Source organism: Limosilactobacillus albertensis (genome assembly GCF_014145555.1).
GTDB lineage: Bacteria > Bacillota > Bacilli > Lactobacillales > Lactobacillaceae > Limosilactobacillus > Limosilactobacillus albertensis.
In genome coordinates this window covers 1-23804 of the sequence record NZ_JACIVD010000055.1, presented here as the reverse complement: position 1 = coordinate 23804, position 23804 = coordinate 1, and the positions used below count along the sequence as shown (strand labels likewise).

Sequence of the window (23804 nt, the reverse complement as noted above, 5' to 3'; positions counted from 1 at the left end):
AGTATTAAAAATGTGGAGCATGATAAAAGGCGAATTTCGCCATATTTTACATAACCGTTTATTGCTCCTATCAGTAACGGTTATTTGCTTCATACCTTTCCTATATAGTATTTTCTTCTTGAAATCAGTATGGGACCCGTATGGAAGTACACGGAACTTGCCGGTAGCGGTAGTTAACAAGGATATTCCTGTTGAATACCAAGGCCGGAAAATGGATGTTGGACAACAGACAGTTGATGAATTAAAGAAAAATCATCAACTAAAATGGGAATTTGTGTCAGCTAAAAAAGCTAAGTATGGAATGAGCCACCGTAAGTATTATGCGGTAGTTACAATTCCTAAAGACTTTTCGGAAAACGCTGCGACTGTTTTACAAAAGCATCCCAGAACAATGAAATTACATTACCAGACTAATGGTTCCTTGAATTACATCGGTCAAGTAATCGTTCAAACTGGAATGACACGGTTAAACGAAAAAATTCGTGCATCAGTTACTAATGCTTATGCAACAGCGATGTTTAAGCAATTGCACGTACTTGGCAAAGGGATGACTAAGGCCGCCGATGGTGCTAAGCAGATCGATACGGGAATGGTAACCTTAAGCGATGGGGTAAATCGTTATGTTGCCGGTGTTTCCCAAGTAAATAATGGTGTACAGACCTTACGAGTTAGTGTTGCACCATTAGCTAGTGGAGCACAACAGCTCGCCACTGGAAGTCAGACCTTAGCTAACGGTATTATGCAGTACACTGGTGGCGTAAGCTTATTAGGCAATGGTGTTGGTCAGCTAATGGCTAACTCTGGCGCATTAAATTCGGGAGCTGGTCAGTTAAGCAGCGGATTGAGTACCTTGATGGCTAATTCTGGTGCTTTGAATTCTGGTGCAAGTCAGTTAGATAGTGGTTTGAATGAATTGATGGCCAACTCTGGCACTTTGAGTTCAGGTGCTTCTCAATTGAGTGACGGTCTGAATACCTTAAGCGGTAATTCAACTAATTTAAGAAATGGTTCGGGCCAATTAGCATCTGGTGCAAACCAATTAAATTCGACAGTTAATAGCCAACTCGGTAATATTAATTTTAACGGTATTATGGGGGCAATGGATCAAGCACAAAGTCTTCAACAAGGTTTAGGCCAATTGCAAACTGGTCTTGCTACTGCCAAGAATGCCCTTGCTGGCGTTCAAGATAGTGCTGGAAAGTTGCAACAAGCTTCTGGTTCGCTATCAAGCGTTGCTGGTGCTGGTGATCAGCTTAAAGGTGTTGCTACTAATGACGCAGAGATTGCTGGATTAGCACAACAAATCCTTAAAGATGACAAAGCTAGTGACTCCACCAAGGCAGCTGCTCAGCAAATCGCTGGTAAAGCAGGTAGTAATGTTGCAACAATTCAAGGTTTAAGTGGTACGCTAGGTCAATTAAGCAGTCTTCAAGGCAGTTTGAGCGGTATGCAACAACAGCTTAGTCAGCTTTCGCAAATGTCAACAGTACTAAATAATGCTGACGGTACAATTAAACAAGCTAATACACTATTAGCAACATTGAACGGCTACAAAGGTACTTTAGCCGCAATGCCAGATGCCGTTAACCAGCTCAAAAACGCTACTAGTCAGATTTCATCTGGTGCAAGTACACTTAATAATGGTGTAAACCAATATACTAATGGTGTTGATAGTGCGGCTGCCGGTGCTGGTACCCTTAATTCAGGGATTGGACGTTATACAGCGGGTGTTGCCCAAGCCGGAGCTGGTGCAGGTCAGCTTGCTAATGGTGTTAGCCAGTACACAGCGGGTGTTTCTCAAGCTGGAGCCGGTGCAAACCAACTTGCTAACGGAATCGGTCAATATACAGCCGGTGTTGGTCAATTAGGTAGCGGAATTAGCCAACTTAATGCTAATAGCGGAGCATTGAATTCGGGAGCTGGTCAATTAGCTAGTGCCCTTGGTCAATTGAATGGTCAAGTTCCTGCTCTTGTTGCGGGAGTAAATCAATTAGCTGCCGGAACACAGCAGCTTCAAGATAATTCTCCAGCCCTTATTTCGGGAATTTCCCGGTTGAATGCTGGTGCTTCTCAACTTGCAACATCTCTCGAAGGCGGAGCAAAGCAAGTTAATGGTATTAAGACTTCATCACGGACTGCTAAGATGTTTGCTGAACCAACAGCACTTAAGCACACTGATTACAGCTACGTGCCAAACTACGGTCATGCCTTAGCACCATACGTTCTCTCATTAGCAATCTATGTTGGGGCCCTTGTATTTAACTTTGTTTACCCAATTCGGCGGGTTGCTGAATTTGGCAAGGCACCAATCGCTTGGTGGGCAAGTAAGGTTACAGTTGGGTCAATCGTTGTAACTGCAATGGCAATCGCAGAAGACGCAATTATGATGGCATGTGGACTTACTGTTCTCCATCCGCTTTCATTCTTTGTGACTACGATTTGCTTCGGGTTAGCTTCGATGGCAATTGTTATGTTCCTTTCGATGCTCTTTGATAATCCAGGACGATTCTTCGCCATGGTTCTCCTAATGCTTCAATTAGGTGGATCTGGCGGTACCTTCCCAATGGAAATTACAATGAAGTTCTATAACGTAATTCACTGGTACTTACCAATGACGTACTCGATTTTAGGACTACGGGATTCAATTTCAGGAGGACTTGGCTCGCATTACGTAGCGTTCTGTAATGCTGTCCTTCTAGTAATTGCTGTTGTATTCTTTATCCTTCTCTTATTCGGAATGATTTGGCTACAACACCATCATTTCGCTGGTCGGTCAGAGTTAGATAATAATCAAGAACTGCTTGGACCAGAAGGCGATTACGATGGAATGCACCTTCAACAGAAACGTCCTAATCAAGGAAGCAATGGTGAACAATAAGTAAATAAGCTTGTGATAGTAGTAATGCTATCGCAGGCTTTTTTATTCACCTAATAATTAAATGTTCATTATATCTGAGGTTAATCTACTGCCGATGAGGGAAAAGAGTGATAAGCTAGTTATGTAAACAGTTTCATCGAAAGGAATGAGTAAACTGATGAAATTAATTATCTATAGTGTTCGTGAAGCAGAAAAACCGTATATTAACGCGTGGGCAAAGAAAACCGGTCATGAAGTAGAAATGGTGGATAAACCGTTAAATGCCAAGACCGTAAAGCTTGCCCAAGGGTATGATGGTGTTTCTATCCAACAAACGGCAAAACTTGGTGATGCAAAAATATATGAAGAATTAGCGGCGATGGGGATCAAACAATTATCAACGCGGACAGTTGGTGTTGATATGATTAATCTCGACGACTGCAAGGCTAACGATATTGTTGTGACAAACGTTCCGGTATATTCACCACGGGCAATTGCGGAAATGGGGGTTACCCAGGCAATGTACCTCCTACGTCGCATTGCGGACTTTCAGGAAAGAATGGCTCATGGTGACTTTCGGTGGAGCGATGATCTGATCAGTAACGAAATTTATAATTTAACCGTGGGGGTAATTGGATTAGGCAATATTGGTGGTGCTACCGCGCAAATTTATAAGGCTTTAGGCGCACGGGTATTAGCATATGATCCATTCTATAATGTCGAATATGAACCATATGTTGAATATACTGACTTTGAAACAGTTGTTAAGAGTGCTGATATTTTAACCCTCCATACCCCGCTTCTGCCAAGCACGGAGAACATGATTGCGGCTCCTCAATTTAAGATGATGAAAAATAATGCCTACCTAATCAACATGGCACGAGGCGGTTTAGTAAATACGTCAGACCTTATTGCTGCATTGGAAAATCACGAAATTGCTGGTGCCGGTTTGGATACGCTTGCGGATGAAACGACATTCTTCTCCAAGCAGGTTTCCCCTGACAAGATACCTGCTGATTATAAGAAGCTGGCAGCAATGCCGAATGTCCTTGTAACGCCGCATATTGCGTTTTTAACCCAGACTTCAATCCGTAATATGGTTGAAATAAGCTTAAATGATGTTGTGGCAGTTGTTGAAGGAAAGCATTCAAGAAATGAGATCAGAATGTAGGATATATAAACAAAACTAGAAACGAGGCTGGATAATTTTCCAACCTCTTTTTATTTGCTTAAGATATAAAAAATATTTTTAAGTAAACTATAAGGACACAACTAAGATATCGCTTTCTTGATAAAGGGGTGTTAGACTTAAAACTATCAATTACCACTAGTCAACCAAGAAAGGAGTCACATTTAACGGAATGTTGTCAGCCGCTTGATAGCCAGATCCAGAGGAAAGGACTGATAATAATGGCTAGCGATAAACACGGAATGAAAGATAAAGTTGCGGGGAAATTTAAGGAAGTTGAAGGAAAACTAACAAACGATAAATCCCGTGAAGGTGAGGGAAAACTGCAAAAGCTTAAGGGCAAAATTAAGGATAAGGCAGCCGACCTGCGCGATGATTTAAAAGGCAAGGAAGAAGATAAAAAGGAGGGATAAATTATGCATTGGATATGGGTTATAATTGTTGGTGGCCTAATCGGACTAGCCGCAGGTGCACTAACTCGGCGTGGCGGATCAATGGGCGTGATTAGCAACATCATTGCTGGGTTAGTAGGTTCAGTAGTCGGTGAGGCGATCCTCGGTGCGTGGGGGCCGCAAGTCGCGGGGATGGCGATTATACCATCCGTGATCGGAGCAGTTATCCTTGTTATGATTGTGTCCCTCATCTTTGGTATTCGAACTGATCATTAGGCTAAGATAAATAGATAATTGCATATAATTCTAACTGAGATTTGAATAGGACGACCAAAATCAGCTTTTTAGTTAATTTTGGTCGTCTTTTTAACTTTCTTTTTAACTTTCTTTTTCGCTTTTCACGATAATTAGCTTAAACTAGAAATAATGAGTTTTAAGGGGATGAAAAAAATCATTTATTGGGTTTTGTTAGCGTTTCTCATAGTAGGGTCAACTACTTTTAGCGTGCAGCGGACACATAGCTTAATATATGTTCATTCATTAGTGTTGATTACGATTATGGTCACGATGAGTATGATTAGTTTTATCACTTTATTGTATTGTGTAATGACGTTAATTTTTGATTTTAAACTCTTTCACGTTGATTCGATTTTTAGTTTGATTTTGCTCATCGCAGTCTTTATTGGAATCTTAATGTCAAACTTTTTACGGTGGTTTCAGCAACATTTTCACTACCGCCAAACTAGTCTAACCATTATGGAATATTATATTCAGTGGTCATTGATCTATACGACAATCTATCAGGTAATTTTTAGTGACCTTTCCAAATCATCTAAATACATGATAAGGATCGTGGCAGAAAGTAAAGTCATTAATCCGGACTACCTAATTATGGCTTTGTTTCCTGCGTTAATCTCGACATGGATTGCAATTGTTATTTATAAGGTCCAACAGAAGCAGATTTAGTGAAAAGGACAACGAGTAAAGCGCTTCCATAACTGTGCTGACTCCCGTATAATTAATATTGAAAGCAAATAGAATACGGAGGACTATCGATATGACGCAGAAAAATAAAAAAGAAAAGAAAGCGCCGATTCTCGTCCAAATGGGAATCTTTGCTGGAGTCTTATGGGTTTCCAGTGTTATTTCAGGCATTTTGCCAAGCAGTTTTATTGTTCCTACGCCGGTAATTGGTCTCGTTTTGCTATATTTATTGCTTACTTTACGGATTGTAAAGGTTGAGTGGGTAGAAGAATTTGGGATGTTTATGATTAGCCTAATCGGTTTTCTCTTTGTCCCATCAGGAATTCAGATAGCCAATGACCTTGGAATCTTGCGTGAAGAAGGGCTTCAAATAGTCTTTGTAATTATTGTTGCAACTATTGCTTTACTAGTTGTGACCGCGTATGTTACCCGTTTTGTTATTGCAATTCACCGCCGCATTGATAAAAAACGCGAACAAATAGCACAAGGAGGGGATAAAGATGGCAGCTTTGAATAATAATCTTGCCCTACCGTTTACCGGGATTTTTATATCACTGGCTGTCTTCCTTCTTGGACAGTGGCTATTTAAGATTACCAACGGTTTTTTCCTATTTCAGCCATTATTTTTTGGGATGGTTGCTGGAATTATTCTTTTAGTTATTTGGGGAAAGATTGGTGGAATGCCGACATCTTATGTTTACCGTCACTATTATAAGCCGGGCGGAGATATTATTTTCTGGTTCCTTAATCCAGCCACCATTGCCTTTGCAATCCCATTATTTAAACGGAATGCCGTCTTGAAAAAATATTGGTTTGATATTTTAATTTCTCTGGTAATTAGTAGCGTTATTGCCCTGTTTATTATCCTCGGGGCATCTAAAATGGTGGGGCTATCTCATCAATCAGCTGCTGCGATGCTTCCACAAGCAGCGACAACCGCGATTGCAATGCCGGTAGCAGATGCAATTGGAGGAAATGCAGCGATTACGGCAATGGCCTGTATTTTAAAGGCCGTAATCTTGTACGCCTTAGCAGATGCATTCATCAAATTATTTAGACTCCAAGGATCTAAAATTGGCCTTGGTCTGGGTCTAGGAACCGGTGGAACAGTGGGTTCAGCGAAAGCACTAGAGTTTGGCGAATTAGAAGGAGCAATGGCTTCTGTTTGTGTTGTTATAATCGGGATTGTTGTCGATTTAGTTGTGATTCCTTTTGCACAAATTTTTATGTAAGTGTAGTTATTTAGAATAAGTAAAAAGAACGACCACAATTAGTTTTTTAGCTAATCCTGGCCGTTCTTTGAATGTTTGTTAGAAGAGACTAAACTTTTTCGTACTTGTTATAGCGTTGATAGTCTTGAACAGACATTTCAACTTTTAACAACGTCCCGTTACTCTCGTATTTTGTATCTAAAATATTAGTGTGCTCATTAAGGTAAGAAACGATATGCCCATCGGTAAATGGAATCAATAAGGTTGCAGTGACGTAATCCTTAAAGAGATGTTTTTTAATAACATCGATAAGTAAATCTAACGAAGCGTCTTGTTTAGCCGAGATGACAACTTGATCGTCACCTTCCAAGACTGGAAATTCAATCTCAGTTTTATCCGCCTTATTGAAGACATTAATCATCGGAATATCCGTAATGCCAATTTGCTTTAATGTCTTAGCAGTGGTCTCCATCATTTGTTTGTAGTGGGGATCTGAGTAATCAATTACTTGAATTAGTAAATCGGCGTTTGCTGCCTCAGCAAGTGTTGATTTAAATGATTCAACAAGGTGGGTTGGCAGCTTGCTGACAAATCCAACTGTATCACTTAATAAGAACCGTTTTTGGTCGGGAAGGGTTAATTGCCGGACGCTTGTATCGAGCGTTGCAAATAGCATATTTTTTTCAAAGACGGTTTTTTCTTCTGCGGCACCATATTTTCGTACTAAACCATTCATAATTGTTGATTTACCGGAGTTAGTATAACCGACTAATGCAGCTGTCGGGATGGCGCTTTTTGATCGTTGCTTTCGTTTTGTTTGCTCAGATTTGTCAATTGCGGCAAGCTCCTGACGAAGGTGTGAAATGTGGTGCTGGATTGTCCGCCGATCCATTTCAAGCTTAGTTTCCCCCGCACCCCGGTTTGTAAAGCCGCTTCCGCCACCTGTTTGTTGGTCTAGACGTTCGCTTGCACTAGTCTGAAGTCGTGGCAGACGGTATTGAAGCTCGGCAATCTGTACTTGAAGTTTGGCTTCTTTTGTTTGCGCACGGTTGGCAAAAATCTCTAAAATAAGGGCGGTACGGTCGAGAATCCGACAACCAGTACCCTCTTCAAGATTACGCAACTGACTAGGTGATAGTTCGTCATTAGTAATGATTGTTGGAACGTGGTTGGCATCTGCAACCTCCTGAATCTCTTCGACTTTACCTTTTCCAAAGTAGGTCGCAGGGTTGGGACGGTCGATTACTTGATCAATTCGGTCAATGACTTCCATATTGTTGGCCTGTGCTAATTCAGCGAGTTCAATCATTGAATAGTCATAGTCTTCTTGACCGGTATTTAGCCCAGTAATAATTACTGGTTCTGCAGTTTGTATGTTAGTGTCCATTGAAGAATAGTGTTCCCCCTTTATGGATGTTATTCTGGTAATTCAAGTTTGTTGTAAAAATCAACGGTAGTATTGTTTTTATCTAAAGTTAGTTTGGTGATACTTCCATTACGAGGCGAATCACCTGGATCATAGGCATCTGAATAACGTTGAACAATTGACCGAATAGTAGCCCCGTGAGAAACAACGAGTACTTCTGATCCATCCGGTAATGCGCGTAAACGATCAAATCCCTTATCTACTCGCTTCCAGAAAGCAACGTGGTCTTCAGCAGTACCGTAATTATCTGCGGCTGCAATCTTATCCTTTAGCTTATCCGGTCCCCAGCCGGCAACCATTTCAGCAAAACTATGATAACCTTCTGGACCGCCAAGAAAGTCAGCAAAGTGTTGACCGTCTTCTCCTTCAAAGTAGCCAAAGAACTCTTCCCTAAATGCTGGCTCTGTAATTGGTTCAGGATTATTGACAGGATGCTCAGCGAGTAAGAACCGTGTCGTTGATACTGTTCGTGCGAGGTCGCTGCAAAATACATAATCAAATTGAATTGGAGCAAGCGCCCGTCCTACTCGTTTGGCGTCTTCTTGTCCCTTTGGCGTTAGCGGACCGTCAGCCCACCCCTGCATCCGATTGTAGAGATTGAGATAGGTTTGTCCATGACGTACAAAATAAACGTTGATTGCCATAGTTACAGCACTCCTTTATGCGAAATAAAAATACTTATTATATTTTAACATGATTTTGCCGAAGAAAAAGTAATTATAGCATTCGGTTCCGCTTAATAATCCGCTGGCGAAGCATTTTAATAAGTGCAAGCAGCCCAACTCCTAGCAGTGAGCACAGTACAAATGCTAAGATAATAAGTGAAAAGTGCTGCCGAACGAATGTGATTGTCCCAAAGTAATATCCGCATCCGGCACCAATTGCCACCCATAATGCAACTCCAATGATGTTACCGACTGTAAAGCGGTGAAATGGGAAACGCATTGTGCCAGCGATTAAGGGGACAAAGGTGCGGATCAATGGTACAAATCGTCCTAGGGCAACTGCCTTGATGCCGTGGCGGGTTAAAAATTCTTGTGCTTTCTCGAAACGCGGCCCTGTTAATCTTTTTTGCAGCCATTGCCATCGTGACAGGGAACGGCCAATGAAGTAATTGACAGTATCGCCGATTAGTGCGGCCAAGAAAAATACGGGAATAACGATTTCCATTTTTAAGACAGGGTTAAAGGCAATAAAAGAACAGGTTAAAAAGACGAGTGATTCACCAGGAAGCCAAGGGAAAATTACTAATCCAGTTTCCATGAAAATCAAAATAAAAAGGAGGACATAGCTCCAAGCGCCCATCCATTCAAACATTGGGATAATAGTTTCCGCAATATGCGTTAGGATATAAAAAAGATGGCCCATAGTATTTTCTCTCCTCCTGTCATAGGATTTCAATATATTGTAGCTTTATTTTAGCTGTCTGCCCATTTTTAGCGCTAAAATTAAGCGACATTTAATAATTGAGAAAATAGCGGACGTAAAGTTAGCAGACTAATTGGGGAAAATGATATAATAGTTGGATAATTTTAAGGAAAAGATACCCGAATTGTAAAATAGGCTTATAAGAAGTTGAAAGGCAGGGAGTATGTAATGTCCGCAAGTACAGAAAAAGAACTAGAACAAAAATATCTTGATAATGTAATTGATAAAGTAAAACAGGCAGAGCAAAATGCTGAAGAAAAAATAAAAACTGCGCGACATGATATTAAGGGAATTAACAAGCAGATTGATGATATTCACTTAAATACCACTACCTACTCAGGAATGATGGATACGGCGATGTCTTTTCGTGCTCAGCAGCAGATGTTAGATGAACGGCAAAATAGTTGGCAACATGCTGCTGATCGTTTAGCAACTTTACAGCGGCTTGAAAAGAAACCATACTTTGCCCGGATTGATTTTCGGGAAGAAGGTGCTACTGAGACCGAAAGTGTTTATATTGGACTGGCATCATTTACTGATAAGCCTGATCACTTCCTTGTGTATGATTGGCGTGCTCCGATCTCTTCTGTTTACTATGAGGGAAAACTAGGTAAGGTAAAATACCAGACTCCAGTTGGCGAGCAGGAAGTTGACCTAACCCTTAAACGGCAATTTCAAATTAAAGATGGCGTAATCGTAACGATTTTTGATACTGATGAACAAGTTGGCGACCAGATGCTTTTGGATGCGCTTGGTAATCACTCTAGTACAAAAATGAAGAGCATTGTAACGACTATTCAACGGAAACAAAACGAAATTATTCGTGATACGAAAGATGACCTCTTATTTGTTCAAGGGGCTGCCGGGTCTGGAAAAACTGCAGCGGTCTTGCAACGGGTTGCTTGGTTGCTATATCGTTATCGCGGTAATTTAACTTCCTCGCAAGTTGTATTATTCTCACCAAACCAGCTTTTTAATGATTATATTGACCAGGTTTTACCGGAGCTTGGTGAACATAATATGGTTCAAATGACCTACTTCCAGTTTGCTAATCGGCGGGTGCCAAAATTACATGTTCAGAACTTAGAACAACGCTTTGAAAGTCACAATGATGAAATATCTCAAAATGCACAGCGGCTTTTGACTAGTCTGCGGTATTTTAATGCAACAGAGCGTTATGCTAAACACCTCGGTCAAGCTAATATGCGCTTTCGCAATCTAATGTTTAATGGAAAAGTATTTTTAAGCAAAGATAAGATTAAAGAGATTTATTACTCCTTTAACAATAACTATAACCTGGGAAATAGGTTAGACGGAACCAAAGAGGAATTAATCAAATATCTGAACCACCGTGTTAGCAGTGAGATGCGGAATAAGTGGGTTGAAGATGAAATTCAAAGCTTGAGCAAGGAAGAGATTGATAATCTTTTTAATAACCAACCGCGTGAATTTGACGATGAAGATAAAGAATATAAATTTCTTGCGCGGCAGATCGTAATGCGTGCCTTTGCGCCGATTAAACGGGCAATTGATCATAACCAGTGGTTGAATATTAATGGTCAGTTCCTTCATTTGCTAAGGGTAACGCCAAAGCTGATTAATCTTACAGACTATGGGATTAATGAATCACAATGGAAAAAATATGTAGATGAGGTAAAGGAAGGGCTGAAAAAGAGGAACGTTAGCGCTAATGGGATTACGATTTACTTGTACCTGTATGATTTGATTACTGGTAAGCGGGGGCAGCGTGATATTCGTTATGTTTTTGTTGATGAAGTACAAGACTATGATGCTTATCAGTTAGCTTACCTTAAATATCGTTTTCCGCGTGCTAAATTTACTTTGCTTGGTGACCTTAACCAAGCGATTTTTACCCATGAAAATAGCCGGTCACTGTTGCAACAATTAGGAACAATGTTTGATCCGGAAAAGACGAAAGTTGTGCAATTAACGAAATCATACCGTTCAACAAAGCAGATTACCGACTTTACCAAACATATTCTGATTGACGGTGAAGCTATCGAAGCATTTGAACGGGATGGTGCCAAGCCACAGGTATACCAGGTTAGTGATGAAGAAAGAGCAGTGGAAGATGTTATTGATATTCTTGCCAAATATCAAGCTGACCATGATGCCGTTGCAATTATTGGTAAGACTTTAGCAGATAGTGAAGCCCTATATCAGAAATTGCTTGCTAAAAATGTTAAAACAACTTTAATTCGGACGGAGAACCAGCGTTTGGTAAAAGGACCGATTATCGTACCGTCATATTTAGCCAAGGGATTGGAATTTGACGCGGTAATTGTATGGAATGCCAACGACCAGCAATATCATGGAGACGATGAGCGGCAATTGCTGTACACAATTTGTTCTCGAGCAATGCATGAACTAAGCTTAATTTCAATTGGAAATGTAACAAGTTTACTTGACCAGGTACCAAATAATGAATATGAAAAAGCTAATGATGATAAATAAAATCAAGAGGAATATTGCACTTTCTTATATTAGCTTTATAATTTAAATATGTATAAAAAGTGAAGAATTAATTTCGACGAGGAGTAGTGTTTATGAGGGTTATTATTATCGGTTGTACCTTTGCGGGGATGACAGCCGCGTCACAAATTTTAAGGAGTCATCCAGACACAGAGGTCACAATTTATGATCGTAGTGCAGTGGTCCCCTCAATTTCTTACGAGATTAATGACTATGATGACCAAGATGCGCAGATGCCTCGACTACGGACAGAGTTAAGTCCTGATCAATTAACAATCAGAGGCGCAGATGTGAAAATGGGTTATCTGGTGATGAGCATTGATCCACAACAAAAAACAGTTAAAGTGATGGGAATGTTAGATGACACCACGTCTGAAGAACACTACGATAAATTGATTATCGCTAATGATTCAACAAGCGATGCCCCAGCCTTAAAAGGAATTGACAGTACTAACGTAACCTTAGTAAAAGATCAGCAAGATGCTAAGGCGGCTTTGCTTCTGTCAACAGTTGACCAACAAATAGCTATTATCGGAAATACTCCGCTTAGTTTAGGGTTAGTCGATGCGTTTCGGCAGCAAGGAAAAGAGATTATTCTCATTACTAATGGCGAACCGGTCTTACACCAAAACTTTGAAGCAGAATACTCAAAGCGTGCTGAAGATATCCTAAAGGCTGATAACATTAAGGTTATTACTAATGAGCATGTGACTGAATTAAATGATAATGGTATTGGGATTACTGTTGTAACAGACGGGGGATCTTATAGTGTTAGCCGGGCTGTGGTAGAAGCAGGTCAAAAACCGGATACTTCGATTTACAACGGTGTGTTAGATATGAATGAAAAAGGTGTCATTACCGTTAACGAGTTTATCCAGACATCTGCCCCGGATGTATATGCAATTGGGGGTTCAACTACCGTCCACTATAATCCGACTGAAAAAGATATTTATAAGCCACAACAAGCAGAAGCAGTTCGCCAAGCAGCGATTGTGGCAGAAAATGTAATTGGAAAACAAGTGCAGGATTCAGGAACCCAGCTTAGTATGAGTCTTAACCTTCATGGGACGACAATGGCAGCAGTCGGTTTGACTTTTGAGCAAGCGCAGGCAGCAGGCTTTGATGCAGATGTGGTCACTATTGAAGACAATTATCGTCCAGAGTTTATGCCGTCAACGACCCCGGTATTAATGTCATTAATTTGGGATAAAGATTCGCAGCGGATTTTAGGGGCACAGATGATGAGTAAGCATGACATTTCCGAAACGATGAGTTTAATTTCATTGTGTATTCAAAATAAGAATACGATTGAGTTCTTAGGATTGTACGATACAATGTTCCAGCCTAATTTTGACCGTCCATTTAATTACGTCAACATATTAGGTCAAGCAGCAATGGCTAAAGCAGGGAGCGAATAATCTGTTAAAATAGTAGAAGAAGATTTAATTTATTGATTATGGGAGTAAAAAGGCTTACTTTAATCAAAGTAGGAATATAAAATGAGGTGTAGATATGAAAGTAGTTATTGTTGGCTGTACGCACGCGGGCACGATAGCAGCAACCCAGATTTTAAATGCGCATCCAGATACTGAAGTTGTAATTTATGAACGAAATGATAGTGTTTCATTCCTTTCATGTGGTATTGCGGTTTACTTAAGCGGTGAAGTTGGCGATCCCGATGCAATGTTTTACTCCAGTCCACAGCAGCTGGAAAAAATGGGTGCAACTGTTAAGGTCAAGCATAATGTATTGAGCGTTGATCCTACTACAAAGACACTTGAAATTGAGGATCAGGAGACTGGTAAACTAACAGCTGATTACTATGATAAATTAATTATTACGACTGGTTCATGGCCGGTAATTCCTCCTGTTTCAGGACTTGAAAATAATAATTTATACTTATGTAAGACTTATTACCACGCTAAAAAACTCTTCAATGTTGCCAAAGAATCAAAGCGGATTGTTGTTGTTGGTGGTGGATACATTGGAGTTGAATTAGTTGAAGCATACCTCCGTCAAGGTCGAGAGGTCACTTTAATTGATAGTTCAGATCAGATGCTGCTTAAGTATTTTGATAAACAATACTCAGATCGGATTGGGCGCGTCTTTAAGGATCACAATGCCCACCTTGCACTTCGCCAACGGGTAACCGGGTTTAAGGATAATGGCAATGGTGGTGTGAGCGTATTAACCAATAACGGTAAGATCTATGATGCCGACATGGCTGTTCTTTGTGTTGGTTTCCGCCCTAATAGTGATTTAGTTCAGGGCAAGCTTGAATTACACCCTGATGGCACGATTAAAACTAATGCTTACATGCAAACTTCTGATCCTGATATTTATGCTGGTGGGGACGTAACATCAGTTCACTTTAACCCAACTAATACCGACCGCTATGTTCCTTTAGCTACTAATGCTGTTCGTCAAGGAACAATCGCCGGTGTAAATGTCTTTGGTAATAAGATGAAGTACATGGGAACCCAATCAACAACAGGACTACACTTATTCGGTAACACCATGGTATGTACCGGATTAACGTTGCAAAAGGCCAAAGAATTCGGTATTGATGCGGATTCTGTAACGATTGAAGATAACTACCGTCCAGAGTTTATGCCAACAACGACCCCTGTCTTTATGACATTAGTATGGGAAAAGGGTACACGACGGATTCTGGGTGCGCAATTTATGAGTAAACATGATGTTTCGCAATCAGCTAACCTGGTTTCGGTATGTATTCAAAATCGTAATTCAATTGATTTCCTTGCATATGTCGATACCTTGTTCCAACCAAACTTTGACCGTCCGTTTAATTACGTTAACTTATTAGCGCAAGCGGCTGTTGAAAAAGAAGATAAGAAGAAATAAGAAAAAGCTGTAACTGAGAAATTCTCGGCTACAGCTTTTTGAGTATTCATTGTTGTTTCCGTAAAAATGGTACATCTTGGAAATTGATTTGCATGATTGCATTAGCGAGTAGGAGGATTAAACCACCCCAAATTAGTGAAGGTGTAAGAGGGTCATACCCCATTAAAACGGACATTGTGCTGGCAAAAAATGATTCGAGCATCAGCAATAAACCGGCAGAAGTTGCATCTGTATAGCGTTGGGCAGTAATTTGCATTCCTTGAGCTAAAAAAGTAACAACAATTGCTAAGATTGCTAAAGGAACGAGGGCTTGTACCCAATGAATCTGTGCTAAACTAGCCCGCTCGAATAAAAAGGTTGTAATCCAGCCATATGTTCCCTGGCATAGACCAATCATAAAGATAACTACCCAGGGACTAGAAACTTTCGGCGCATACTTTCCGAAGAAGATTAACTGTAATGCCCAAAAGATTGCCGAAACAACTGTAAGAAAATCACCGAAATTTAATTGCAGTCCCGTGTTAATAACATTGGTGATTATAGCCATTCCAATAAGTGCGAGTGCAACCGCAAAATAAGTTTTTCGTTGTGGGCGCTCATGCCAGAATAACCATAAAAGCAGAGGAGCGATTGCAACATAAAGGGTAGTCAGAAAGGCATTCTTAGCTGGTGTGGTATAACGTAATGCATCGGTTTGTAAAAAATAACCCAGGAAATTAATAGTTCCCATCATCAGTCCTAGCTTGAAATCTACCCAAGTCATTCGGTTGATCTGGTGGCGAAAAATAATGTAACCGGCAATTACACACATTGTTCCTCGACAAGCGTTAATAACTCCAGAGTGCATTCCGGCTTGAATTGTTAATTTGGCAAAAACATAACTGCTTCCCCATAAAATAGCGACAAGCAGCAGCATGAAATTAGCTTTTTTCTTTGAAATTATTCTCAGTCCCTTCGATTATTTAGTGATATTTAATATTAACACGCACAGTTACTTGCGAAAAGTGATCAATAAGATAAAAACATGATATAATTTTTAACTTTTTGGAAAAATAAAATTGTACGGTTGCGGTCCTCTTATTAGTGTATTATTGTTAATAATGATATTTTTTTATGGAGGAACGACTATGAAAACAGCGTTGCAGAAGCTCCGCCGTGTTTTGAATACGAAGCTCGGTTTTTTTCTGCTTGTTGTACTCTTATTTTGTTTAAAGAGTTATTGCGCTTATCAAAACGAATTTAACTTAGGTGTAAAAGGAAGTATGCAGCATTTCCTTTTAGCATTTAATACGATTCCAAGTGCCCTTGTATTTTTAGGGATTGCATTATATTTCCGGGGTCGCTTATCTTATTGGATGATGCTGATTATTAATGCCGCCCTATCGACATGGCTCTTTGCGAATATTTTGTACTATCGAGAATTTTCAGATTTCATTACGTTTAACGTGATTAAGGGGTCTGGAGCAGCTTCAAATAACCTTGGTAAGAGTTTAATGGGGATTTTGCGTCCCGAAGACTTTTTAGTTTACTTGGACGTTGTAATCTTAGCGATCATTTTAATCTTCCACTTTGTCCGTGTTGATATGCGGCGGTTCAAGATTAGATACGCGATGACGATTACTGCTCTAGGTTTTGTCCTTTTTGGGGTTAACTTAGGAATGGCGGAAAGCGACCGTTCACAACTCCTTACGCGGACTTTTGATAATAACTACATCGTTAAGTACCTTGGCCTTGAAGCCTATACAATCTATGACGGTGTTAAGACGACCAATAATAGTGTGGTAAAGGCTCGCGCTAACCGAAATGAGTTAAAACCGGTTTTGCATTTTATTCATAGTAATTACGCTGCGCCAAATGTTGAATATTATGGCAAAGCTAAGGGGAAGAATATCTTCATAATTCACTTAGAGAGTTTACAGCAGTTCATGATTGACTATAAGCAGGATGGACAGGAAGTAATGCCAAACCTTAATAAGCTGTATCATGCAAACGATACATTGGCATTTGATAACTTCTTCCATCAAGTAGGGCAAGGTAAGACTGCTGACGCTGAAACAATGCTTGAAAACTCATTATTTGGATTACCAGAAGGATCAGCAATGGTTACTGATGGGACGACCAATACTTTCCAATCAGCACCTGCGCTTCTCCATCAAAAGCTGGGGTATACTACAGCGTCATTCCACGGTGACGTGCCTAGTTTCTGGAACCGTGACAATGCCTACAAGTCATTTGGCTACCAGTACTTCTTTAGTAAAGAATACTATCCAAAGACTAAGGATTATGATGCTGGATATGGAATGAAGGATAAGATCTTCATGAAAGAGTCTGCTCACTATATCGAACAGCTTCCACAGCCATTCTATGCCAAAATTATTACGGTGACTAACCACTACCCATACATCCTTGATAAAAAGAATAAGGATATTGAAGCATGGAAGACGGGCGATGATACAGTTGATCCGTATGTCCAAACTGCTCGTTACTTAGATGAATCACTTGGCGAATTCCTTGACTATCTTGATAAAAGCGGTTTGCGGCAAAACAGTGTGTTAGTTCTTTATGGGGATCATTATGGGATCTCTAATAATCACCAACCAGCGATTGCTCAGATTTTAGGCAAGAAGAAGGTTACTAATTACGATTTAGCAATGTTCCAAAAAGTGCCGTTTATGATTAATATGCCTGGGTTAAAGGGTGGTATTAACCATACTTATGGTGGGGAAATCGATGTATTGCCAACGCTTGAAGACTTACTAGGGATTAGCTCTAAGAATTATATTCAATTTGGGCAGGACTTACTTTCACCTGAAAATAAGCAGATTGTTCCATTTAGAAATGGTGATTGGGTAACGCCAAAATACACTAAGTATAATGGTGACTACTATTACACTAAGAATGGTAAACAGATCACCCATCAAACTGCTGCTCAGCGAAAAGAAATTGGTGAGATTCAAAAGTATGTCACAACGGACCTAGGATTGTCAGACAAGGTGGTAAACGGTGACTTGCTGCGGTTCTATAAGCTGCCAGGGTTTAAGAAAGTTGATAAGAAGCAATACACTTATAACCTTAAGAAGAGTTTGAAGAACCTCCAAAAGCAACAGAAGAAACAAAAGACAAGTTTGAAGACGGAAAATAATAACCAAAGTACACTTGATGATTACACAACCGATGCACCAGAGTTAAAAGATTATCCGAAATTAAACTTCCCTAAACCATAGTAAAATAGCAAAGAGGCTGGGTTATTCCCAACCTCTTTTGTTATGTAAAGTAAAATAGTTGCGTTGTGTAAATTATTTGATAAAATGTTTAGGTGTTCACAAGCAAGATTAGACTTTAATTGCGCTTATAATATGTTACTATAAAACATGAGTAACCGTTTTCAGAACGGGATAAAATAAAGGATTTTGCGTAATGGATGAATGGATGAATTACGAACAATTTGACCGCCAAACTTGGCATAGCTTTTTTCCAACTGATTCAGTTCGGTTAACACAAGGTAATTTGGACGAGATTAAGTCACTGAATGACCGAATTTCAATTGAGGATGTCCAAGATGTATATTTGCCCTTGATAAAGTTAATCCAACTTCGCTATCAGAATTTTTTGGAATGGCAGATGCAAAAGGCGAATTTCTTACAACGTTCAACAGTTCGTGTACCTTATATTATTGGCATTGCTGGCTCAGTTGCAGTTGGAAAAAGTACAATTGCGCGGTTAATTAGTATTCTTTTAAACAAGATGCTTCCAGATAAACGAGTTGAATTGATGACGACAGATGGTTTTTTATATCCCAATGTTGAACTTGAACGACGGGGAATTATGGATCGGAAGGGGTTCCCTGAATCGTATGATATGGAAAAGCTTCTTAAGTTCCTTAATGATGTCAAAGCTGGTGAGCCGGTTGTCAAGGCACCGACATATTCGCACCAGGTTTATGATGTTCAACCGGATAAACCACTTGTTATCGATCGCCCAGATATTTTAATTGTCGAAGGAATCAACACGTTACAGTTACCAAGCAACCAACAATTATACGTAAGTGATTATTTTGACTGGTCCCTGTATGTTGACGCCGATTCAGATTTGATTGAGCATTGGTACTTGCAACGATTTGGAATGCTACTTGAGACTGCCTTTACCGATCCGTCTAATTATTACTACCCTTATTCACAGGGAGATCGGCAAGAAGCGTTTGAGATGGCTAAGGATGTTTGGCAACGGGTAGATTTGCCTAACCTCCGCGAATTTATCCTCCCGACAAAGAGCCGTGCTGATGTAATACTTCATAAAACTACTGGGCATGTGGTTGATAAGTTATACTTACGGCGGGGCTAATCATGCTGTAAGCCAGCTGTAGAGATCAATTACCTGAATATCAGGATTAAGGTGAGCATAATTAAGTGCTGGTTTGACCGTAACCAGTACTTTTTTATATTTAGCTGATAATTGGTTGAGACCGCAAACCGCGTGCCGATATGCAGCATCATCCGCAAGAGAATATGCAATCTGAATACAGGTGAAAATACTATTCTTAACTGCGACAAACGTGATTTCATTATCCTTAATCCGTCCGCTGTATACTTGATAACCCTGGCTAAGGAGATCAATAAAAACAATATTTTCAAGGATCCGTTGCGAAAGGACGTTTTTCTTGAGGGTTAATGCTTGGCGAATGCTAGGGTCAACCGGATAATAACGGACATTAGTGCTTTTTACATGATGCCTTGAAAAATCATATTCGTTGCAGGGATAAAAGATGAATGAGTTTTGTAAAAACTGGAGGTAAAAGTCAACGGTTTTATTCGATGTTGTAATATTATGCTGTTTGAGACTATCCACAATTTGCGAAATGTTTTGGGTCGTCCCGGCATGGTGGGCGAGGTGATGAGCAAGCTGTTTAGTTAACCCTGGATTACAAAGTGTGGCTTGTTGAGTAAAATCAGTAATAATGATTGTGTTGATAATACCGTTAACGTAATTGATTAGGTTAATCGGTCCATGGATTTCGTGAGTATAGGGAAAACCGCCAGTATTTAAATATTGATATAGTGTTTGGGAATCAGCTTCTTGTTGGTTCCTTTTTAAGTATTCACGATAGCTGCATGGAAAAACGGGGATGACGACATGGGGTGTTAGTTGTTTAAGATTTTGTTCCTCAAGAATAATATTATTAGAGCTTGTGATATAAATATCAGTGTTGGTTAAGGAATTAAGCGCGTTAACTACCCGTGCAAATTGCGGAACGACTTCGATTTCATCTAAGAATAGGTAATTCATTTGGTGTTTGCAGAGCCGGCCAACAATAAATTGTAAAAGGTATTCAGGGTTGCATAGCTCATTATCAAGTAAATATTCGAAATTAATAACTTGGATCTGACTTGGTGAAATCTCCTGCCGACGAAGCGTTGCCCGGAATTGTTCAAGAATAGTAGTTTTTCCGCACCGCCGAACCCCCACCAGAATCTTTATTGATGGCTGATCCATATTATCTAATAACGGATTAAGGTATTTTGTCCGAATAAACATATTACACCTCAAGTAAAAAAATATAATCAACTAAATTTTACCAAAACGTGAAAACGCATTCAAACATCTGGATTTGGAACGTATTACAAATTTAACATTGTGAATTTTGGTAAAAAGTAAAGATAAAAGTAAAAAGATAAACTTTTTAGCCTTGATTTATCAACAGTGGGAACGGTTGCGCATAATTTTATTGATTATAATGGTTGACAATGGTTACGACACCGCTTAAGAAAGATATAGATTAAATGATACGAGGAGGTCATCATCATGAGCAAAAAGGATAATGAAGCTCAAGTGCTTGAAACACAGGCAGTCGATGAAGAATTACGTTTATTAAATCTTGATCTTGAAAATTAAACCAATAAACACTCTCAATAAAATTCCATCTAAAAACAGGGCTAGGCGATATAACCTAGTCTTTTTGTTTAAGACAGGAATTAATCATTGACCGAACCCTTTTCGGCCTGTAAACTAGCCTTTAAGAATAAAAATTTGAACAAAGGAAGTGTCATTGTGGCAAACATCAATTTAGATGCGTTTGATAAGATCATCGTGTTAGATTTTGGTAGCCAGTATAACCAATTAATTACTCGGCGTTTGCGTGATTTTGGGATTTACTCAGAATTATTGTCTCATAAGCTGACTGCTGACGAGATTAAAGAGATTAATCCTAAGGGTATTATTTTCTCTGGTGGACCAAACAGTGTTTATGATCCTAATGCATTCAAAGTGGATCCAGAAATTTTTAAGCTCGGTATTCCAATTTTGGGTATTTGTTATGGGATGCAATTAATGTCATATGACCTTGGAGGCAAGGTTGAAAAGGCCGATAACTCTGAATATGGTCATGCAGACATTGAGGTCCTTAATGACGATGCCGTATTATTCAAAGGTTTGCCAAAGAAGCAATATGTATGGATGAGCCATGGTGATTTAGTAACACAGGCACCAGCCGGCTTTGAAGTTACTGCTACTAGTAAGAACTGTCCAATTGCCTCTATTGCTGATAATGACCGTAAATTCTATGGTGTTCAATTCCACCCTGAAGTTCGTAACTCCGAATATGGGTTAGACATCTTACGGCGATTTGCCTTTGATGTTTGCGGTGCCCAAGCAAACTGGACAATGGATGACTTTATCGATATGCAGATTGATGAGATCCGCCAAGAAGTCGGTGATAAGAAAGTTATCCTGGGTCTTTCTGGCGGGGTTGACTCCAGCGTTACTGCCGTATTGATCCACAAGGCCATTGGTGACCAGTTAACTTGTATCTTTGTTGACCACGGACTGTTACGAAAGAACGAAGCTGACCAAGTAATGGATGCGTTGAGCCGTGACCTTGGTGTTAACATTATTAAAGTTGACGCTGCAGATCGCTTCTTAGGTAAGCTGGAAGGCGTTACTGATCCAGAACAAAAGCGGAAGATTATCGGTAAAGAATTTATCGAAGTCTTTAATGAAGAAGCCAAGAAGATTCCTGATGCTGACTTCCTTGCGCAAGGAACGCTTTACACCGATGTGATTGAATCTGGAACTGATACTGCCCAGACAATCAAGTCACACCATAACGTTGGTGGTCTGCCAAAGAAGCTCGGTTTCAAGTTAATTGAACCATTACGGAAGCTCTTTAAAGATGAAACCCGTGAACTTGGTGAAAAACTTGGTATTCCGCACGAATTAGTCTGGCGGCAACCATTCCCAGGTCCAGGTCTTGGTATCCGGGTTATCGGTGAAATTACCCCCGAAAAGCTAGAAATTGTTCGTGAAAGTGATGCTATTCTTCGGGAAGAGATTAAGAAGGCTGGTTTGGACGAAGAAATCTGGCAATACTTCACTGTCTTACCAGGTATTCGTTCAGTCGGGGTCATGGGTGATGGTCGGACATACGATTACGCCGTTGCTATTCGGGCCGTAACCTCAATTGATGGAATGACGGCTGACTTTGCAAAGATTCCATGGGATGTTCTTCAAAAGATCTCAGTACGGATCGTCAATGAAGTTGATCACGTTAACCGAATCCTTTACGACGTTACGAGTAAGCCACCTTCGACGATCGAATACGAATAGAATTGCAATGTAAGATAGAGTTGGAACCGCGATATATCAGCATCTTGGCAGTTTGAAAACTAGGTCAACTCACTTAAATCTACATGTTTGTTTGCCAAAATGTTTGCCATATGAAGAAAGCATCCAGTGTAAAAACTGGGTGCTTTTGTTTCAATATAAAGGAGAAAATATATGCCGAATAAATATAATGAGGACCTAACGAAGGCTATGCAACATATTAATTCTTTTTATAACGGTTTACGAGCGTCTGGGGCCTTAAAAATGGCTGAGCAGCTTAATTCTCGCCGTTTGTAAAATTAAGTTAGAAAAATAAAAAAGCCATTTGTGATAGACTTTTGAATAACCACAAACAAAAGTAAAGGAACATCACAAATGACTTATAAACATCTTACCACACGTGAACTAACCCTCATAGCTAATTTTTGGCACCAAGGTACGAAGGCTTATCAAGCTGCTAAACTGCTTAAACGAAGCCAAGAAACTATTTACCGAGTCTATCGATTTCTTGATAGCGGTAAGACCATTGCACAGTATCTTAAGGCTTACCAACGGAATAAGCAGCGTTGTGGTCGTAAGCAGGCTCAGCTAGCCAAGGATGAGATCAGCTACATCAATGAGCAGGTTAAAGCGGGCTGGACACCTGATACGATCATTGGTCGAGCAGAACGGACAATTAGCTGTAGTATGCGGACACTTTATCGGATGTTTGCTCGTGGACAGTACAATTTTGCCGTCCAGCAATTACCGATGAAAGGCAAGCGACACCCCAATGGCTATGTCGAACGACGTGGTAAGGCGGGGCATCTCGGTCGGAGTATTTACCAGCGATACCATGATTTTCCTCACTACCAACACGAGTTTGGTCACTTTGAAGCTGATACTGTTCAAGGAAAAGCTCATCGTGGTGCGGTCATGACCTTGGTGGAACGTCAATCTAAGGTGATGATTGTGCTTAACGTTCATCGTAAAACTGATGAAGCAGTTAACTATCACTTGGATAAATGGCTTTCTAAAATACCTCGTCATTTCGTTAAGTCGATTACCTTTGATAATGGTAAGGAATTCGCGGGCTGGCGTGAGATTGCCAATAAACATGATCTTCATACTTATTTTGCGGAGGTTGGAGCGCCCAATCAACGCGGCCTGAATGAAAACAATAATGGTATCTTACGTCGTGACGGTCTCAGTAAACGATTAGACTTCCGTAATTTACCAGATGAACTAATCACCCAGCTGATGCACAAACGAAATACTATTCCACGGAAGTCACTTCACTACCGCACACCACTTGAAGTATTCCTAAGTCACGTCACAGATGAACAGCTTTCAACATTTTTCTAATTTAAATTGACATTTCGGG

General features: G+C 40.0%; 20 protein-coding genes. 15 read left to right on the top strand and 5 right to left on the bottom strand.

Annotated elements, in window-relative coordinates; genetic code table 11:
* The first annotated feature begins 10 nt into the window (after positions 1-10).
* The 7 genes from H5S41_RS03425 to H5S41_RS03395 all read left to right on the top strand — a co-directional run bounded on the left by H5S41_RS03425 (position 11) and on the right by H5S41_RS03395 (position 6654).
* On the top strand, positions 11-2878 hold the full coding sequence (locus H5S41_RS03425) for a YhgE/Pip domain-containing protein (protein WP_182602340.1): 2868 nt from the start codon (positions 11-13) through the stop codon (positions 2876-2878).
* Positions 2879-3035: 157 nt separating this feature from the next.
* Complete coding sequence (locus H5S41_RS03420) at positions 3036-4028, top strand: D-2-hydroxyacid dehydrogenase (protein ID WP_182602339.1); 993 nt, start codon at positions 3036-3038, stop codon at positions 4026-4028.
* 239 nt (positions 4029-4267) lie between these two features.
* Complete coding sequence (locus H5S41_RS03415; protein WP_153709097.1) at positions 4268-4459, top strand: CsbD family protein; 192 nt, start codon at positions 4268-4270, stop codon at positions 4457-4459.
* 3 nt (positions 4460-4462) lie between these two features.
* Positions 4463-4714: a GlsB/YeaQ/YmgE family stress response membrane protein gene (locus H5S41_RS03410; protein ID WP_153709096.1), complete on the top strand. Its 252-nt coding sequence runs from the start codon at positions 4463-4465 to the stop codon at positions 4712-4714.
* A gap of 165 nt (positions 4715-4879) precedes the next feature.
* A complete protein-coding gene (locus H5S41_RS03405) occupies positions 4880-5404 on the top strand; it encodes an SA1002 family membrane protein (RefSeq protein WP_182598036.1) in 525 nt (174 codons plus the stop codon).
* Positions 5405-5495: 91 nt separating this feature from the next.
* Positions 5496-5939 (top strand): CidA/LrgA family protein, encoded by a 444-nt coding sequence (locus H5S41_RS03400; RefSeq protein WP_182602338.1) that lies wholly within the window; start codon positions 5496-5498, stop codon positions 5937-5939.
* Positions 5923-6654, top strand: coding sequence for an LrgB family protein (locus H5S41_RS03395; RefSeq protein WP_182598035.1), 732 nt, complete (start codon positions 5923-5925; stop codon positions 6652-6654). Before H5S41_RS03400 ends, H5S41_RS03395 begins: the two co-directional genes overlap by 17 nt.
* 88 nt (positions 6655-6742) lie before the next feature.
* On the opposite strand, the gene hflX is transcribed toward H5S41_RS03395, so the two are convergent.
* From hflX to H5S41_RS03380, 3 genes are all read right to left on the bottom strand, one after another.
* Entirely contained in the window at positions 6743-8020 is a 1278-nt protein-coding gene (gene hflX, locus H5S41_RS03390) for a GTPase HflX (RefSeq protein ID WP_182602337.1), read from the bottom strand.
* A 29-nt stretch (positions 8021-8049) separates the two neighbouring features.
* Entirely contained in the window at positions 8050-8703 is a 654-nt protein-coding gene (locus tag H5S41_RS03385; RefSeq protein WP_182602336.1) for a histidine phosphatase family protein, read from the bottom strand.
* Between the two features lie 73 nt (positions 8704-8776).
* A complete protein-coding gene (locus tag H5S41_RS03380) occupies positions 8777-9427 on the bottom strand; it encodes a DedA family protein (RefSeq protein WP_182602335.1) in 651 nt (216 codons plus the stop codon).
* A gap of 228 nt (positions 9428-9655) precedes the next feature.
* Between H5S41_RS03380 and helD the strand changes: the two genes are divergently transcribed.
* The 3 genes from helD to H5S41_RS03365 all read left to right on the top strand — a co-directional run bounded on the left by helD (position 9656) and on the right by H5S41_RS03365 (position 14845).
* The gene (gene helD, locus H5S41_RS03375) at positions 9656-11962 is read left to right on the top strand and encodes an RNA polymerase recycling motor HelD (RefSeq protein WP_182602334.1); all 2307 of its coding nucleotides are present in this window, start codon (positions 9656-9658) and stop codon (positions 11960-11962) included.
* A 92-nt stretch (positions 11963-12054) separates the two neighbouring features.
* Positions 12055-13398, top strand: coding sequence for an FAD-dependent oxidoreductase (locus tag H5S41_RS03370; RefSeq protein ID WP_182602333.1), 1344 nt, complete (start codon positions 12055-12057; stop codon positions 13396-13398).
* A gap of 94 nt (positions 13399-13492) precedes the next feature.
* Entirely contained in the window at positions 13493-14845 is a 1353-nt protein-coding gene (locus tag H5S41_RS03365; RefSeq protein WP_182602332.1) for an FAD-dependent oxidoreductase, read from the top strand.
* 46 nt (positions 14846-14891) lie between these two features.
* Here the strand turns inward: H5S41_RS03365 and H5S41_RS03360 are convergent, their stop codons facing one another.
* Positions 14892-15761 (bottom strand): DMT family transporter, encoded by an 870-nt coding sequence (locus tag H5S41_RS03360; protein WP_182602331.1) that lies wholly within the window; start codon positions 15759-15761, stop codon positions 14892-14894.
* A 211-nt stretch (positions 15762-15972) separates the two neighbouring features.
* Here H5S41_RS03360 and H5S41_RS03355 point away from each other — a divergent pair, with 211 nt between their 5' ends.
* Together H5S41_RS03355 and coaA are read left to right on the top strand one after the other, a co-directional pair.
* Positions 15973-18069, top strand: a complete 2097-nt coding sequence (locus H5S41_RS03355; RefSeq protein WP_182602330.1) for an LTA synthase family protein — start codon at positions 15973-15975, stop codon at positions 18067-18069.
* A gap of 193 nt (positions 18070-18262) precedes the next feature.
* Positions 18263-19186, top strand: a complete 924-nt coding sequence (gene coaA, locus H5S41_RS03350) for a type I pantothenate kinase (RefSeq protein WP_182602329.1) — start codon at positions 18263-18265, stop codon at positions 19184-19186.
* Here the strand turns inward: coaA and H5S41_RS03345 are convergent, their stop codons facing one another.
* Positions 19187-20377 (bottom strand): ATP-binding protein, encoded by a 1191-nt coding sequence (locus H5S41_RS03345; RefSeq protein ID WP_182598026.1) that lies wholly within the window; start codon positions 20375-20377, stop codon positions 19187-19189. It lies immediately after the preceding gene.
* Positions 20378-20890: 513 nt separating this feature from the next.
* Here H5S41_RS03345 and guaA point away from each other — a divergent pair.
* The 3 genes from guaA to H5S41_RS03335 all read left to right on the top strand — a co-directional run bounded on the left by guaA (position 20891) and on the right by H5S41_RS03335 (position 23785).
* Complete coding sequence (gene guaA / locus H5S41_RS03340; RefSeq protein WP_182598025.1) at positions 20891-22444, top strand: glutamine-hydrolyzing GMP synthase; 1554 nt, start codon at positions 20891-20893, stop codon at positions 22442-22444.
* 171 nt (positions 22445-22615) lie between these two features.
* The gene (locus H5S41_RS11915; protein ID WP_259395056.1) at positions 22616-22738 is read left to right on the top strand and encodes a hypothetical protein; all 123 of its coding nucleotides are present in this window, start codon (positions 22616-22618) and stop codon (positions 22736-22738) included.
* Between the two features lie 78 nt (positions 22739-22816).
* Positions 22817-23785: an IS30 family transposase gene (locus H5S41_RS03335; protein ID WP_085720378.1), complete on the top strand. Its 969-nt coding sequence runs from the start codon at positions 22817-22819 to the stop codon at positions 23783-23785.
* Positions 23786-23804: the final 19 nt, after the last annotated feature.

Excerpts from the sequence above, each read along its gene's own strand:
- H5S41_RS03395 (WP_182598035.1), top strand. The coding sequence starts at position 5,923 with ATGGCAGCTTTGAATAATAATCTTGCCCTACCGTTTACCGGGATTTTT.
- H5S41_RS03415 (WP_153709097.1), top strand. The coding sequence starts at position 4,268 with ATGGCTAGCGATAAACACGGAATGAAAGATAAAGTTGCGGGGAAATTT.
- H5S41_RS03385 (WP_182602336.1), bottom strand. The coding sequence starts at position 8,703 with ATGGCAATCAACGTTTATTTTGTACGTCATGGACAAACCTATCTCAAT.
- hflX (WP_182602337.1), bottom strand. The coding sequence starts at position 8,020 with ATGGACACTAACATACAAACTGCAGAACCAGTAATTATTACTGGGCTA.
- H5S41_RS03410 (WP_153709096.1), top strand. The coding sequence starts at position 4,463 with ATGCATTGGATATGGGTTATAATTGTTGGTGGCCTAATCGGACTAGCC.
- H5S41_RS03365 (WP_182602332.1), top strand. The coding sequence starts at position 13,493 with ATGAAAGTAGTTATTGTTGGCTGTACGCACGCGGGCACGATAGCAGCA.
- H5S41_RS03405 (WP_182598036.1), top strand. The coding sequence starts at position 4,880 with ATGAAAAAAATCATTTATTGGGTTTTGTTAGCGTTTCTCATAGTAGGG.
- H5S41_RS03425 (WP_182602340.1), top strand. The coding sequence starts at position 11 with ATGTGGAGCATGATAAAAGGCGAATTTCGCCATATTTTACATAACCGT.
- H5S41_RS11915 (WP_259395056.1), top strand. The coding sequence starts at position 22,616 with ATGCCGAATAAATATAATGAGGACCTAACGAAGGCTATGCAACATATT.
- H5S41_RS03420 (WP_182602339.1), top strand. The coding sequence starts at position 3,036 with ATGAAATTAATTATCTATAGTGTTCGTGAAGCAGAAAAACCGTATATT.
- H5S41_RS03345 (WP_182598026.1), bottom strand. The coding sequence starts at position 20,377 with ATGTTTATTCGGACAAAATACCTTAATCCGTTATTAGATAATATGGAT.
- H5S41_RS03360 (WP_182602331.1), bottom strand. The coding sequence starts at position 15,761 with ATGCTGCTGCTTGTCGCTATTTTATGGGGAAGCAGTTATGTTTTTGCC.
- H5S41_RS03380 (WP_182602335.1), bottom strand. The coding sequence starts at position 9,427 with ATGGGCCATCTTTTTTATATCCTAACGCATATTGCGGAAACTATTATC.
- H5S41_RS03400 (WP_182602338.1), top strand. The coding sequence starts at position 5,496 with ATGACGCAGAAAAATAAAAAAGAAAAGAAAGCGCCGATTCTCGTCCAA.
- H5S41_RS03355 (WP_182602330.1), top strand. The coding sequence starts at position 15,973 with ATGAAAACAGCGTTGCAGAAGCTCCGCCGTGTTTTGAATACGAAGCTC.
- coaA (WP_182602329.1), top strand. The coding sequence starts at position 18,263 with ATGGATGAATGGATGAATTACGAACAATTTGACCGCCAAACTTGGCAT.
- H5S41_RS03335 (WP_085720378.1), top strand. The coding sequence starts at position 22,817 with ATGACTTATAAACATCTTACCACACGTGAACTAACCCTCATAGCTAAT.
- H5S41_RS03370 (WP_182602333.1), top strand. The coding sequence starts at position 12,055 with ATGAGGGTTATTATTATCGGTTGTACCTTTGCGGGGATGACAGCCGCG.
- helD (WP_182602334.1), top strand. The coding sequence starts at position 9,656 with ATGTCCGCAAGTACAGAAAAAGAACTAGAACAAAAATATCTTGATAAT.